Consider the following 13677-nt stretch of genomic DNA (forward strand, 5'->3'; position numbering starts at 1 on the left):
CGGCGGCTTTTGCGTAGCGAAGCGGAGAAAAAGCCGTCCGGTGGAGGGCCTCCAGGCCCGGAACGTATTTGACGCACTTGTTACATTTTGAGCTCTTCGATACGTTTAACTATGGCGTCACGATCCAAATATTTGATAGCAATCTTGTTTTGATTGCTCAGTCTATTGATTATCGCTGCTCCGCCGATACAGAGGCCACTGAGGAAACACAGAAAGAATAGCCATATGTCCGATAAAAGCTCGCGCTCGCTGGCACCATAAACGATGATCAGGAAAAGAAGGCCCATTCCGCCAAATACACCGCACCACAGACCATTTTTGGTAGCGATAGGATGATCTATTGCCGCCAGAATCGCCTGCAAGGTATTCAGCTCAAATTGTTGCGGATTTTCCGCGGGCATAATGCTCCCCTAAATGTAACAGCTTATTAGTTTGCATTCGTAGTAAACCGCATCCGCACCACCGTGTCCAAAACTGTTTCACACCGCTGATAGCGTCGATTTTTCATAGTCTTACCAGCCATTAGCTGGCCGTTTTCGGGCTTCTGCGTCCGTGAAAAGTCTGCACGCGGTTTATCCTTGCACGTTTCTGCAAGTTAAATACAGAAGACCGAAATTTTCCATCGTCAAATCAGGCACATGCAAGGCACGTCTGTGGAAAGTGTGCATAGCCTTGCAAATTAAACCGCAAGAAATTTGGCGTTTTAGAGCCTTTTTTATTATAACTGTACGCATATACAGTTATCTCGACCAGGGAGGGTCGCCGTGGCGAAATCACCGTTTCTAGAGTCTGTTCGCACAGAGATCAGGACCAGGCAGTACAGCTATCGAACCGAGAAGTCCTATCTCTACTGGGTCCGGCAGTTCATTCTTTTCAATGACAAGAAGCACCCGGAGGTGATGAGTAATCCCGAAATTGAACGTTTTTTAAATCACCTTGCAGTCAATCGAGGCCTGAGCCCAGGCACACAAAATCAGGCGCTGTGCGCGATCAGTTTTGTTTACAAGCATGTGCTGAAACGGGAGATCGAAAACCTTCAGTACAAGATGACAAAAACTCCACGCCGAATGCCAACCGTTCTCAATCCCGACGAAGTCGCATTTTTAGCCCTGTTGAATAGAATAGGAAATGAGCGCGAATATACGCGAACTTCGGATTCCATACTCTCAAAAATGTCCATTTTAAGCTCCCACCGATACTGTTTGTTGTTGATTAATAGGGAAACACACATCCCTCTCTCAGCCGTTGGCGCACGACGGCCCCCTCATCTGACAAATAGAATCTAGGCGTTTGTTCATGTCCACAACGTTTCGCAAACACCAATTGTCGAGTTATTAGTCGATTAGTGGCGATCTCCGCGACATCGAGACAAAGCAAAGTCTTTTTATGTATGGCTTTCAAGCTCAATCCGCCTTCATCTCCAATGACAACCACCAATTGGGCCTCTGGAGGCGTCAGGCCGACCTTTTCTGCACAACCCCGTATTCGATTCTGGAAACGCTGATCTATATACCGAATGAAAAACTGTTCAATTTTTTCATACCGGCTGTTCGAAGAGTCACCCTTGCCCTGCTCTCTCGACATAAATTCATAAAAGAGTTTTAGGCTCTCAGCATTTAAAATCTTCATGTTTAAACCCTCAAATTTTCCACTTCGTCCTTATATTGAGAGCTATTCAGGCCTACGACAAACGATATAATTTCCGGGTTTCCATAATTAAAATTTATGCCAGTGTGCAAGCGCTAAGAAGTAACCCCCCTGTACTGCGCAAACACGATCAGACCAATTCCCAGCAAAACCATGCCAATTCCAGATAGATGGAGGCCAGTTAAGCCTTCTCTGAAGAAGTGAAATCCGATCAACGTAACAATCACGATGGATCCTCCATAGACAATCGGAGAAACAAAGCCCAGAGTCCCGCCGCCGGCAAATAAAAACGTCATGCTTATAGTAAACAGTGCGATACCAATGCCTCCAGCGATTCCCCAGCTCACACCGACAACATTATTCGAGCCCTCTAGACGCATTCCGCCAATTAAAAAGAAGGTGAAGGGGATAAGCGCTCCAAATAGATTGATAAGCGTTCCAACTAGGTAACCGTTGGTAAATAAAGGGCCGCGATTGAGAGATATCAGCATCAAGGAATATGATAGGGTGGCTAATATTGTAAGGAACATAATAATTTCACCGGTAAATTCGCTATGTTGGTTCTGCAAAAAAGTTAATACTTGAGAGCAGTGCTTGATAATCAAGACCGTCCATAGCCAATGAGTCCCTATTAAAATTTTTGGTGTTCTGGGAAAACCTTAGGTTGCCAGTGTCAAAGTATCGAATTGCTCCGTTTCTCGCCCTACTTGGTAACACTAACCCCCTAGCAGCTCGACTCGGTGAGAAAGGCACATCGAGAACCCCATGATGAAACGCATCAATGATCGCTTGGTACGGATCATTTTGGTCAAACGCTGAGTCAATGAGTTCTCTTGATTCCTGCACGATCTGCTTCTGCTCCAGAGACACTGCGTCCGAAAGTACCTCTACAATGCCGGACGGAGAACTCGTCATTGCGCGCACAAAGTTGATCGCATCTGCGTTAGATTTCGCGGTGGGGATGCCTTGCGATTCTTGTACGGTCTTCACCACGACTTTTCGTGCCAAACCAGCCTTCGCAACGATCGCGCCATGGGCAACCAACGCCATAGACTCGTGAATGCCGGATGGGAAAGGACCCATGTACTGATGTAGAACGGGAAATACATCAACATCGGCCGGCACGTAGTGTTCAGACAATTCGCGAATCGCCCTCAATGCAGCAATGTCCTGGGCCAAGCAGCCCCCTTGTGGGTAGGCAATCTGCACACATTTCACACCCTCCTTTATTCCGCACATGGCTTCCAGAAAGGACAGAGATAAGGCGAGAGAGGGCGGCACCAATACTGCTGTCAGCGTTCCAAAGCTCTCACGGGAGACAATCACACCTTCTTGCGCCAAGTCTCCACACAGCTCGTCAATTCGGCGCCAAGATTCGAGGGACGCCTCGAGAGGAACATCCTTGCAGTAAGGCAGGTTATACGTGATACCCCCTCCTTCGAAAGAGGTAATTCCACTGGATATCGCAGCTTCGAAGAGCCGATTGGCAATGGGCGATCCATGCCGTATGTCGAGCGGTGCTCGAGTGCTCTCGTTCAAGTTTCTACCACGCATAATCCCCTGAGACACAAGCGGATAACCATTGAGCTGTTCTGGAGCGCTTGCCAGAAGATTGCTGGCCTGATCAAACTTTTGGAGCCTAGTGTAAGAGTCGATCGTAAGCGTTGAAATGTCCGGAGCAGCACTCTCTTCGATGGTCGTGAGGAGATTTCTCATTTCTTGATGGCCACCAACACCCGAGCGAGGTTGAACCGCAACCCTGCCTTCCGATTCACATCGGGTGAGAACGCTGTGCACTGATTCCTTATCAAGTGACTTGATATATTGAACAGCATCATCGAGATCGAAACGAAATTGTCCTTTCATTAGGCTAAACCGATATCCGTCCGAATTTTCATCCCTTTAAAACCAATCTCACGCACGCCGGAATAGGTGGTTTGAACCGCCGTCGAAAGTGCTTCAGCGGATCCCACAACATGGGCAACTCGCCCGCCCGCTGTGATCAGCTTCCCCTTTGCGTCGCGGTCGACATTGGCAAAGAAGAGCTCAGATCCAGTTTCTTCGAGGTTGCGAATACCGTAGATTTCATTACCCGCTTTGAACTTACCATATGGCCAACCCAGATTATCTGTGTCGTCGGAGGGAATTGCGCCTTGTCCGAGAGAGACTGAGACTCGAAAGCGCGAGTCAAACTGCCAATCAATTTCCTCTGCTCGGCCCGCCAAGCCCAGTTCAAAGCATTCAGTCAGATTTGCGTTAATCGCGGGGAACATAACCTCCGCTTCGGAGTCGCCAAATCGGCTATTGATCTCGAGAACGTGGATACCGGTGTTTGTCAGCATGGCCCCAATGAAGAAGAAGCCAGTGAACAGAATTTCGTCCCGGATCATTTGCGAAACAATCGGGCTCACAACAGATGTTCTTATCTGCTCTTGCAAAGCAGTGGAATCCAAGGGGTGCGGGAAGACACTACCCATTCCGGCGCAGTTGATCCCTTTGTCCTGATCGTCCGAACGTTTATAGTCCATTGCAGGTGGAAGCACATTGAATCCACCCTGGTCATCTACGAACACCATTATCGAGAGTTCGCGACCAACGATCCATTCCTCGAGCAGCAACTGAGCACCAGCATCTCCAAAGGCTTGCTCCGAGATAAGCTTGCGGATAGCAGCTTTTGCGTCGTCCGGAGAGCTGGCCATGAAGACCCCGTCACCATCAATGCAAAGGCCATCCGCTTTCACCACGCATCCGTTAGGAAAGTTTTCAAGCGCCGCGAACGCTTCCTGCTCAGAGGAACATTTGATATACCGAGGTGTATTAACGCCTGCGTGGTTCAAGAATTGCTTGCTAAAGCTTTTACTGGTTTCCAGCTTGCCAGCCTTGGCTGTGGCACCAATGGTATTCCAACCTTCCTTCAATAATTGATCTGTGACACCGGCTCTAATTGCCTCAATGTTGCTGACAATGATGAGATTGGGTTGGTATTGACGAGCAAGGGCTGAAATTCCCTCAATATCGGTCATATCTATTTCGGGAACCGATGTGATGCCCGTTTGTTCGATGGCCCTGCATCCCGGAACGTACAGCACGCTGGCACTACGATCTGTTTTAAGAATCTGTTGGCACAATGCGTGGCCTCGTCCCGAGGAGTCGATAACCATTACCGTGTGGCTCATATCAAAATCCTTTTTCACCCTGATCAGTTACAATCTGGTCGGCGTATTTACGGCTGCTCTGTTGTCAATTCGTAGGAGCCATCTTTGTCGTGTACTTCGTTGCCTGACAGAGCAGGGTTAAACACACACAGAGCGACCATCTCCTCATGAACCTCAATCTGATGGCGATCATGTTGATCCAGCGCATAAAGCGTCCCTGGTTTGATCGCCTTTTCAACTCCGGAATCTAGGCATCGAATCGTTCCAGAGCCCTTGATACAAAAGCATGCTTCAAGATGATTCTTGTACCAAAGGTTAAGCGTCTGGCCCGGTGCCATCGTCGAAAAGTGAAAAGAAAAGCCAAACTGGTCTTTCGCCAACAACATTCGAATGCTTTCCCATCCTGGACCGTCAATCTTTCGGTCGGTCAATCTGAATTCGTCTACAGTCTTTACAATCATATTTGATCCTGCGGTACCGTGAATTTGGTGGGCCAGCCAAGGCTAGCCGACGGTCTTGATTCGACCATTGATTGACGATGTGACAGAACGGTCTGTACAGATGATTCCCTCCTTGGCCTCTTGCACCCGATCGACGTACCAATTGTGTAGGTCCCACACATACCTGTCCTGCTCTGAAAGAGGACCGCTCGAACTAAAAGCTGATGACATCCCGAGTTGCTGCTGCTCCATAATCCAGTTGTCTTCCTCAACCACTTGATCCCAGCGTTGGAAGTAGGTTTTTACAACTTCCTCGAAGTCGTCCCGCTGCACCGTTTCCTTCGGGAACATATAACCCACGCGAAGAATAGTGGTCTGGTGGTCGACCGGAGTTTTGTTCAGCCACCAAGCACAGTCTTGCGTCAGAATCACGTAGAGTGCAGGAAAGAACTGCAGATATAAGGTGCCATTCTTCGCTCGACCAGGGAGGTTCGGAATGTGATCGAACCCATTGCCGTAGTCTTTTGGGAGTAGAGCCGAAGAGTTGTTTGAGGGCATGAACAGTGTTCTGTAGTAGCGCTTACTCGACGATAGCTCGTATTCCTGTGCTCCAATCGTGCTGCTGTGAACGGGACCATGCCCAGGATCGGTATCGATATCGTTGTACAGTTTCCAGTTGACGCGAACCTCGTCTTTTCTCTCACGCACACAATGCATCTCCTCGAGAGGATAATTGTGGAAATCCTCTGATAAATCAGAAAGCATCTCATCGATCGATGGAGTATCTTGTGAAAAGGTAACAAAAATAAGTCCTTGCCAAGATTCACACCGGAGCTCTTTAAGCCCAAGTTCCCTTTTTTGGTGCTCCGGCATGTCTGGGAAATCCGTCGCCCTTTTCAAGCTACCGTCTAAGCGATAGGTCCATGCGTGAAACGGGCATCGGATAACACGACACGAGCCAGAGTCGGACAACACTTTGGAGCAACGGTGCCTGCAGACATTTAAGAATGCGTGCAGCCTTTTATCATGATCTCTTATTATGATAATCGACTCGCCATACAACTCAGTGACGAAATAGTCACCAATCCCAGGAACATTTTGTTGCAAACCTACAAAGTTCCAGTGTTTATAAAGAATGTGCTCTTTTTCAAAATCAAACCATTTGGGACTAGTAAATACTTCTGGAGACAGCGATGTCGCAGAGGCAAACGGCTTTCTGACAGATTCAATTACATCATCGAAATTCATACATACTCCTTCCTGCGCTAGATAAAGATATTGCTTTTTTCAGAACGCGCTTTTTCTGTCCATTCAGGGACCTCAGCGTTCGCAGATGGGTAGAGAGATTCATGACGTAAACTAGCGTGCTGGACCGCCGCCTCATGGCTTGCGAAGCTGGACCTTATAACCGATAACCCGATATGCTCAGACACTAAATAGGCGTTGTCTGTTATGCTATATGCATCTTTAAATAATAGTTCCAATTTGCCAAGCGATGAACGGTCGCCTCCAACAAAAGCAATTTCTCTTTTTTTCTTATTATCAATGATAAGAGGACTTTGGTTTTTTAATTCCAGCCATTCGAACGCGTTATCAAAATCGCTCTTCGACTCAGTGGAAATGATAGTCACCGCCTTAGACACCACAACAATCGAAGCCGGGGACTCCTTTCCGATCGTTGTATAAATATTGATCTCTCCATTCTCAAAACGACCGCATCGGATTTCTATTCCAAATTTCTCCGCATGAGATACGGCTTTTCCGTACAGTACCTTTGCGCCAGATTCGGCAACACCTGCCATTGTGCGGAAGCCAATACTTTTGATTGTTCTGGCTTGTGGCAATAAATATGGATCCGCACTCATGACGCCAGGAACATCTGAGACGATGGTGCAGTGTGTTGCGCCCACAGCGGAAGCCAAAAGTAAGGCGGTGTAGTCAGAACTGTTGCGGCCCAGCATGGTGATGGACTGCTCCTCGCTTACCCCCTGACCTCCGGCGACGACAATGACATCGTTGTATGCAAGCTTCCTACTGATATTCGTGAGGTCGAATTCAGTGCAAGCGGCGGACCCGAATTCTGAGTTTGTCTTGAGGCCAAGATTCAGCGCATTGAGTGAGCAGCATCTGATGCCAAGCCGTGAGGTGGCTGCTTCAAGAAAGTGCGCGCTAATGATTTCTCCTGTAGCCAAGGTGCCGTCGTGCACTCTTTTCGGCGCGTTAGGATCGATACTGTCTATGGCCTCCTTTAACCTTCCGGTTGTTCCAGACATTGCGCTCACAACAACAATGTATTTTGAACCCGGATACGAACGAACACATTCCGAAAGGAAGAGAGCTATTTTCGAGTAATCGTGGAAATTGAGAAACGAGCTGCCCCCAAATTTGATAATTGATGTCGCGTCCATAGACATAGTCTCTTATCCGTAAGTAATTGGTTTGCGTTATCCCGTTTTTGCTAGGCCATATTGTCCTTGCTGTATATAGCTGAGGACATCCTCAATATCATTGATGAGCGCATCGACCCCTCTGTTTAGAAGGGTTTGGCCTACGCGCTGAGCCTTTCCGGGACTCAGACCTAGTTTGCCTCCTACGATCACAGGGCAATTCACTGCGAATTTCTGTTTCATCCACAACAGATCGCTGAGATCCTGCAACGCATGTCCGTTAAGGGTGCCAATAAGAATGGCTACGGATTCCGGGTGATTTTCGTAAGCCTGGCCGAATTCGGATAGAGGCGTACAGGCACCCAGGTTGACGACTTCGTACCCAGAAGCCTCGAGGCGTGCCTCGATAAGCTTATTCGCGACCACGTGAGCGTCACTTTCTGCTACACCGAGAATGACCGTTTTGCTACAAGTTTTTTTGATGCCTGAATTCGATCCTGTTCCCGAGGAATCAATGAAGGCGTTGGACTGAAGTAGCTCGCTATTTTCCTGAAATTTCACGGGTGTTCCTCCATGCGCTACATTGAGACCTGAGAATACGAAGCGGTTGATGGTCGTTCAATCAACTTTTTTTGACAGTTTGCATAACTAGGAGTAATGCGTAATGCCTCGAAAACTTCCGAATCTAAACGCGGTAAAAGCCTTTGACGCCGCGGCTCGCCACCAGAGTTTCACCGAGGCAGCGGCTGAACTTTGCGTAACGCAGGCAGCGATTAGTAGACAGATACGACTGTTGGAGGAGCAGCTGAACACCCGTCTCTTCTCCCGAGGCCACCGAAAGGTTGAGTTAACAATTGCTGGGCGGCGTTACGCAAAAATGGTTGAGCAAGCGTTGCTCTCTATAGCCTTGGATACCGGAACCGTTCAAAGGTCTGCCTCCCCACAGGTTGTCATTGACGTAGACTCGGATTTGGCAGAGCTGTGGCTAAGGCCGCTCATGCAAAGTAGTGATTTGGATGATCTAGGTGTGTCACTGGACATCAGAGTCCATCCCGAGCCACAAAAGATGTTTGCGTCGGACGCGGACCTAGCAATCACTTGGGGGCAGGTCTACGTTCCCGGCTTCCAAACAGAGACATTTCTTCAGTACACGGCATTTCCGGTCTGCAGTCCCTCTCTCATCGAATCGTCGGAATCCATAAAAGACATTGGAGATTGTCTCGATCATCGATTGATCCACGACCGGGGCATTCATTGGTGGGATAATGCGTTGGTGTCCCACGGGTACAGTCTGGCTCAGTGCAAGAAAAGCATTACGTACCATCGCACCTACCTTTGCATGTATGCCGCTGCGGACGGACTTGGTGTGGCAATTGGAGATGACGTCAGTAGCGCCCACTTGATCAAGGAAGGAAAGCTCATTCGCCCATGTGGCCCTGACATACCCGGCAGAATGAGATACAACTTGTTGGTTCCGGAAGTGAGGCCGCTCCCAGATGGAGTCTATGCAACTATCGATTGGCTAAAAAAACTAGCTAAATCTCACCAAGACTGGTTTGCATCATGGCACCGAGAGAGATAAAACGAGCCTTTCGTCAGTGTGGCATTACTTTCCGGTATCCCCCGGTCCCATGCAGGATGCTTTTTTTGTGCGAGTTTAAGTGATAAGTCGGTTTGAATGGGTGATTTCGAAGTAGATACTGGATAACTCGATTGAGCAAAATCACATAAAATTATCCCCGACTGTATAAGCCGTGCGTCGAAAACCGTAAAAGAAAACGGGGGGCTTTATAACGGCGGATAGCTTCAGATCCTAAGCGGAATTTCTGATTCGCTTCCTGTGTTCATAGAGCCGCCCAATGTAACCGAAACTATTATCTCCTGCTTCGATTATAACGCCATCTGATCGCCTAATTGGATTATAAAAACTGGCATCCTAACCATTTAAGGGTAAATAAAATGAGAAATTCGCAGCATTGCGAACGTTCGCTTTTGTTTAAAAGTGGAACAACAATGACATCAACGTGGTGCGCCGCAACGGAGGGGATTACGGACATATGAAAAGATGCTGTAATTGAGTTCTGGCGTAAATGGTACAGATCGCCTAGCGTGAATTACCTCGCAATCTAGTTGCTCTTTGCACATTGACGCTTACTATCAAGTTTCTTGAGGAATTGCCTTACCCCAACGCACACAAGCCATCTCGGGGGTACAAATGGGGGCATATATCAACACAAAAACGATTACCTATATACAAAACAATTACTTACATAACTTTATGAGTCCTGCCGGGGGTACCATTCCCAGCTTCAACTACCCTCCGCCTCTCATGTTCACCCGGATTAAAGCGCGCTAAACTGCACTCCCTCCTGAGATCTGGACTCCTGAATGGCACGCTTCACTGAAATCGGCACCGCAACGATCCCTGGCAAGGGAACCCAGTTACGCCTGTTACAACGCAATGATGAATTTTCCATCAAGATCGCCGGCACCACCGGAGAATTGATGAACAGCCGGATCCACGGCTCGGAGGATGCTCTTGCCACGCTGGCTTGCGAACGAATTGCCGATCAGCCCGCCCCCCAAGTACTGATTGGCGGGCTGGGCATGGGCTTCACATTGGCGGCAGCGTTGGCCGCTCTTGGAGACGATGCGCAGGTTACTGTGGCCGAACTGGTTCCCGAGGTGGAAGCCTGGAATCGGGGCCCTCTGGGCTCTGCCGCAGGCAACCCTTTGCAAGATCCACGAGCCCGGGTACATATTGGGGATGTGGCCGAATTGCTCAGAAACGGGAACGGTGAGTGGGATGCCATTCTGCTGGATGTGGATAACGGCCCCGAAGGCCTGACCCGCAAAGAAAACAACTGGATCTACAGCCCGGACGGCATTGCGGCAGCCCAGAAGTCCCTCCGCCCCGACGGCATTCTCGCCTATTGGTCAGCCGGTCCTGAGCACGCGTTTACCGAGAGGCTTAGACGCGCGGGCTTTTCCGTTGAGCCAATCACCGTAAGGGCCCTGCGCCCCGGCAAAGGCGCCCGTCATGTCATCTGGCTGGCCTGGTGATTCCTGATAACGGCTGCACGGACCTGCCCTAGCTCAAATTGAGCTCGGCATCTTTGTTATATACTTATTCCAAACCCAAAAGAACCCGGGAGGCGCCCAATGTCCAAGCCGATCATGACAACTGCCCTTTTATGCTCCGTCCTTTCCATGCCACTGCTGGCTCAACCACAGACGGAAGACCCGGAGGCACTGGTGACCGAAGCACGGTCACTGGTGAAAGCCTATGGTGGCTCCCTGAAGCAGGCGCTTCAGGCGGCAATCAAGGAAGGTGGCCTTACCAACGGTATTGGCGTTTGCAAAACCGTGGCGCCGGAAATTGCCGAGAGTAACAGCAAGGGCGCGTGGACCATCACCCGAACCAGTCTCAAAGTCCGAAACCCGGAAAACACCCCCACCGACTGGCAGGAGATCCAGCTGCGGGCCATGGACAAACAACCGGTCAAGAACGGAAAACCAGTAGAGGTCTGGCAGGTCTCGGAAGCGTCCGGACAGCCGGCGTTCCAATATATGAGCGCCATCCCGACACAGAAGCTTTGCCTTGGCTGTCACGGTAAGTCCATTGCCCCGGAGGTGAAGGCAAAACTGGCTGAACTCTATCCTGAAGACAAGGCGACCGGCTTCTCCGAGGGCGATTTGCGGGGCGCGTTCGTTGTTACGCGGGAAGTTCCAGTAAACTGACGGCTCTAGCCATTTCTTCAGCGATTGAGAACAGGTATGTCACTGAACTACAGAATCATTCCGGTCACGCCTTTCCAGCAGAACTGCTCACTGATCTGGTGCGAAAAGACGCGCCGGGCAGCCGTAGTCGATCCGGGCGGGGATCTGGAGAAGATTCGCGCCGCTGTGGATGAGGAAGGTGTGACGGTCGAAAAAATTCTGCTTACCCATGCCCACATTGACCATGCCGGCGGAACTGCGGAGCTTTCCAAAGAGCTGGGTATTCCCATTGAGGGGCCGCAGAAGGAAGACAATTTCTGGATCATCGGCCTGCCCCAGCAAGCCCAGATGTTCGGGTTTCCTGCGCCGGAAGTCTTCACCCCGGATCGCTGGCTGGAAGATGGGCAGCAGGTCACTGTGGGCAACCAGACCCTGACGGTCCTTCACTGCCCCGGCCACACACCTGGCCATGTAATTTTCTATCACAAGGAATCAGGCCTAGCGCTGGTGGGTGACGTGCTTTTCCACGGTTCGATTGGGCGCACGGATTTTCCAAAGGGCGACCACGCGACATTAATTCACTCCATCCGCGAAAAGCTGTTCCCGCTGGGAGACGAAGTTGCCTTCATTCCGGGACACGGACCGATGTCCACCTTTGGCCAGGAACGTGCCACTAATCCTTTTGTGTCCGACCACCGGGGTTGAGCCGGAACTGTTCAATGGTCTTTCTCAGGGACTCTGCCATGGCCAGCAAGTCTCCTGCGATTCGGGCTGTTTCCTTGGCATCCCCGGATGTCTGCTCCGCTGAACGACTGATTTCAATCACGTTGTGATTGATGGATTCGGAGACATCGCTCTGCTCGTTGGCGGCACTCTCCATTTCCTGATTGAGATCGGTAATCTCGCGCACGGCGGCGGCTATGGCCTGCAATTCCGACTCCACGGTCAGAATCGCTGAAACCTGCTGTTCTGCCATCTCCGACGCGTGGCGCATGGTGGCCACACAATCGACAACCTCGCTTTTCAATCCATTGATGGTTTTGCGGATTTCTTCTGTGGAATCCTGGGTTCGCGAGGCAAGTGCCCGTACCTCATCTGCCACCACCGAAAAACCGCGGCCCTGCTCTCCGGCCCGCGCCGCCTCAATGGCGGCATTGAGGGCCAAAAGGTTGGTCTGGTCGGCAATATTGGAGATGACCTCCAGCATGTCAGACATCTGGCCGGTGCGTTGATCCAGTTGTTCAATGCGCTGTGCGCCACTCTGAACTTCGCTGTTCAATGCCTCGATGCCTTCAACCGCATTGCGGGCAAGGCTTTCCCCTTTGCTGGCAGATTCCGCCGTATCTGCGGATTTGCGAGTGGTGTGAATGGCGTTTTCCCGGACCTGAACTGCAGAAGCAGCCATCTCGGTGGTGGCGCTGGCCACCTGATCGGTATTGTCACGCTGGGCAAGCACTTCCCGCTCTGTGGTGTCAGCTTTGCCTGCAATGCTTCTGGCCGCCTGCTCAACCTGTTCGGCATTGTCCATAACAGTATTCATACTGTCGCGGATCTTCGCCATCATCCGGTTGAATGCCCGGGAGACGGAACCGATTTCGTCGTTGCGGGTGACCTCAAGCTCAATGGTCAGGTCAGAATTGCTGGAAATCTCGTCCATACGGTCGTGGAGTCGTCGTAGGCGGGAAAACACCAGGCGGGTCAAAGCGGCCGCAGTCAGAAAAAACACCGCAGCAAAGATAGCCACCTGAATGCCGCCACTGGTCAGCAACTGTTGCTGCAAACGGGCATCGCTTTCCGCCAGCGAATAATCCACCCGTATGGCACCAAGAACATCGCCCTCACTGGCCTGGTGGCAGCCAAGACAGTTCACGCCCTGGTAGTTTTCCATGGCGATCACCGGCTCAATCAGGGTGTAGACTCGACCATCCTCATTACTGGAGTAGGATTCCACCCGCTCACCCGCCAGCGCTTTCTCATCCAGCGGCTCTCTTTTCTGCTCCGATGCATTGCCGGCCCCGAAGGTGCGGTTCAGATGGTCACTGCGAATCACCCGAACATCCAGCACATCGTCAGATGCCATCACCTTTTCCCGGAGCACATCCCGGTTACCGATGGTGCCGGTGACCATCATGGTGTTCAGCCCATCGAAATAGGATTTAGCCAGCCCGTCCACGTATTTGTGGCTGAACTCTTCGAGATGATCACGCTGCGAGTCTGCGCTGTAGAGCACAGTAAACACGAGCACCAGGGAGAAGGCAGCCGCAAGGGCAGCAAGCAACAGGAAGCGGATGGAGTAGTGTTTTTTCATGGTAACCCGACGCAGAGGCC

The 13677-nt window shown here is 50.6% G+C and carries 15 protein-coding genes; 5 read left to right on the plus strand and 10 right to left on the minus strand.

All coding sequences use genetic code 11. The annotated features are described in order from the left end of the window. Nucleotides 1–80: 80 nt before the first annotated feature. Nucleotides 81–401, minus strand: a complete 321-nt coding sequence (locus A8B84_RS06840) for a hypothetical protein (protein WP_064227447.1) — start codon at nucleotides 399–401, stop codon at nucleotides 81–83. 363 nt (nucleotides 402–764) lie between these two features. Between A8B84_RS06840 and A8B84_RS21815 the strand changes: the two genes are divergently transcribed. Next, complete coding sequence (locus A8B84_RS21815; RefSeq protein WP_227512649.1) at nucleotides 765–1286, plus strand: site-specific integrase; 522 nt, start codon at nucleotides 765–767, stop codon at nucleotides 1284–1286. Here the strand turns inward: A8B84_RS21815 and A8B84_RS21610 are convergent. The 8 genes from A8B84_RS21610 to A8B84_RS06880 form a co-directional block, all read right to left on the minus strand. Beyond that, nucleotides 1213–1629, minus strand: coding sequence for a hypothetical protein (locus A8B84_RS21610; RefSeq protein WP_064227446.1), 417 nt, complete (start codon nucleotides 1627–1629; stop codon nucleotides 1213–1215). The two genes, A8B84_RS21815 and A8B84_RS21610, sit on opposite strands and share 74 nt — an antisense overlap. Before the next feature lie 113 nt (nucleotides 1630–1742). Beyond that, nucleotides 1743–2252, minus strand: a complete 510-nt coding sequence (locus tag A8B84_RS06850) for a hypothetical protein (RefSeq protein ID WP_138103025.1) — start codon at nucleotides 2250–2252, stop codon at nucleotides 1743–1745. Then, nucleotides 2200–3513: a hypothetical protein gene (locus A8B84_RS06855; RefSeq protein WP_023009406.1), complete on the minus strand. Its 1314-nt coding sequence runs from the start codon at nucleotides 3511–3513 to the stop codon at nucleotides 2200–2202. The genes A8B84_RS06850 and A8B84_RS06855 overlap by 53 nt, the downstream gene beginning before the upstream one ends. Continuing rightward, nucleotides 3513–4823: a phosphoribosylamine--glycine ligase gene (gene purD / locus A8B84_RS06860; RefSeq protein WP_064227444.1), complete on the minus strand. Its 1311-nt coding sequence runs from the start codon at nucleotides 4821–4823 to the stop codon at nucleotides 3513–3515. Before purD ends, A8B84_RS06855 begins: the two co-directional genes overlap by 1 nt. A gap of 47 nt (nucleotides 4824–4870) precedes the next feature. Further along, nucleotides 4871–5263: an ectoine synthase gene (locus A8B84_RS06865; RefSeq protein WP_064227443.1), complete on the minus strand. Its 393-nt coding sequence runs from the start codon at nucleotides 5261–5263 to the stop codon at nucleotides 4871–4873. A gap of 42 nt (nucleotides 5264–5305) precedes the next feature. Then, a complete protein-coding gene (locus A8B84_RS06870) occupies nucleotides 5306–6490 on the minus strand; it encodes an aromatic ring-hydroxylating oxygenase subunit alpha (RefSeq protein ID WP_064227442.1) in 1185 nt (394 codons plus the stop codon). A gap of 17 nt (nucleotides 6491–6507) precedes the next feature. Next, a complete protein-coding gene (locus A8B84_RS06875) occupies nucleotides 6508–7656 on the minus strand; it encodes a hypothetical protein (RefSeq protein WP_064227441.1) in 1149 nt (382 codons plus the stop codon). A 30-nt stretch (nucleotides 7657–7686) separates the two neighbouring features. Continuing rightward, the gene (locus tag A8B84_RS06880; protein WP_082905109.1) at nucleotides 7687–8190 is read right to left on the minus strand and encodes a cobalamin-dependent protein; all 504 of its coding nucleotides are present in this window, start codon (nucleotides 8188–8190) and stop codon (nucleotides 7687–7689) included. Nucleotides 8191–8293: 103 nt separating this feature from the next. Between A8B84_RS06880 and A8B84_RS22145 the strand changes: the two genes are divergently transcribed. The 4 genes from A8B84_RS22145 (at nucleotide 8294) to A8B84_RS06900 (ending at nucleotide 12054) form a co-directional block, all read left to right on the plus strand. Next, complete coding sequence (locus A8B84_RS22145; protein ID WP_064227440.1) at nucleotides 8294–9211, plus strand: LysR family transcriptional regulator; 918 nt, start codon at nucleotides 8294–8296, stop codon at nucleotides 9209–9211. A gap of 806 nt (nucleotides 9212–10017) precedes the next feature. Further along, nucleotides 10018–10692: a hypothetical protein gene (locus A8B84_RS06890; protein ID WP_064227439.1), complete on the plus strand. Its 675-nt coding sequence runs from the start codon at nucleotides 10018–10020 to the stop codon at nucleotides 10690–10692. A 99-nt stretch (nucleotides 10693–10791) separates the two neighbouring features. Beyond that, nucleotides 10792–11370: a DUF3365 domain-containing protein gene (locus A8B84_RS06895; protein ID WP_082905110.1), complete on the plus strand. Its 579-nt coding sequence runs from the start codon at nucleotides 10792–10794 to the stop codon at nucleotides 11368–11370. Nucleotides 11371–11406: 36 nt separating this feature from the next. Beyond that, nucleotides 11407–12054, plus strand: a complete 648-nt coding sequence (locus A8B84_RS06900; RefSeq protein ID WP_064227438.1) for an MBL fold metallo-hydrolase — start codon at nucleotides 11407–11409, stop codon at nucleotides 12052–12054. Here A8B84_RS06900 and A8B84_RS06905 read toward each other — a convergent pair. Then, a complete protein-coding gene (locus A8B84_RS06905; protein ID WP_064227437.1) occupies nucleotides 12023–13657 on the minus strand; it encodes a methyl-accepting chemotaxis protein in 1635 nt (544 codons plus the stop codon). The two genes, A8B84_RS06900 and A8B84_RS06905, sit on opposite strands and share 32 nt — an antisense overlap. Nucleotides 13658–13677: the final 20 nt, after the last annotated feature.

The organism is Marinobacter sp. EhC06, from assembly GCF_001650915.1.
Lineage (GTDB): Bacteria > Pseudomonadota > Gammaproteobacteria > Pseudomonadales > Oleiphilaceae > Marinobacter.

Bases quoted from the DNA above. Each gene is read 5' to 3' on its own strand.
- A8B84_RS06840 (WP_064227447.1), bottom strand. From the start codon at position 401: ATGCCCGCGGAAAATCCGCAACAATTTGAGCTGAATACCTTGCAGGCG.
- A8B84_RS21610 (WP_064227446.1), bottom strand. From the start codon at position 1,629: ATGAAGATTTTAAATGCTGAGAGCCTAAAACTCTTTTATGAATTTATG.
- A8B84_RS06855 (WP_023009406.1), bottom strand. From the start codon at position 3,513: ATGAAAGGACAATTTCGTTTCGATCTCGATGATGCTGTTCAATATATC.
- purD (WP_064227444.1), bottom strand. From the start codon at position 4,823: ATGAGCCACACGGTAATGGTTATCGACTCCTCGGGACGAGGCCACGCA.
- A8B84_RS06865 (WP_064227443.1), bottom strand. From the start codon at position 5,263: ATGATTGTAAAGACTGTAGACGAATTCAGATTGACCGACCGAAAGATT.
- A8B84_RS06870 (WP_064227442.1), bottom strand. From the start codon at position 6,490: ATGAATTTCGATGATGTAATTGAATCTGTCAGAAAGCCGTTTGCCTCT.
- A8B84_RS06875 (WP_064227441.1), bottom strand. From the start codon at position 7,656: ATGTCTATGGACGCGACATCAATTATCAAATTTGGGGGCAGCTCGTTT.
- A8B84_RS22145 (WP_064227440.1), top strand. From the start codon at position 8,294: ATGCCTCGAAAACTTCCGAATCTAAACGCGGTAAAAGCCTTTGACGCC.
- A8B84_RS06890 (WP_064227439.1), top strand. From the start codon at position 10,018: ATGGCACGCTTCACTGAAATCGGCACCGCAACGATCCCTGGCAAGGGA.
- A8B84_RS06895 (WP_082905110.1), top strand. From the start codon at position 10,792: ATGTCCAAGCCGATCATGACAACTGCCCTTTTATGCTCCGTCCTTTCC.
- A8B84_RS06900 (WP_064227438.1), top strand. From the start codon at position 11,407: ATGTCACTGAACTACAGAATCATTCCGGTCACGCCTTTCCAGCAGAAC.
- A8B84_RS06905 (WP_064227437.1), bottom strand. From the start codon at position 13,657: ATGAAAAAACACTACTCCATCCGCTTCCTGTTGCTTGCTGCCCTTGCG.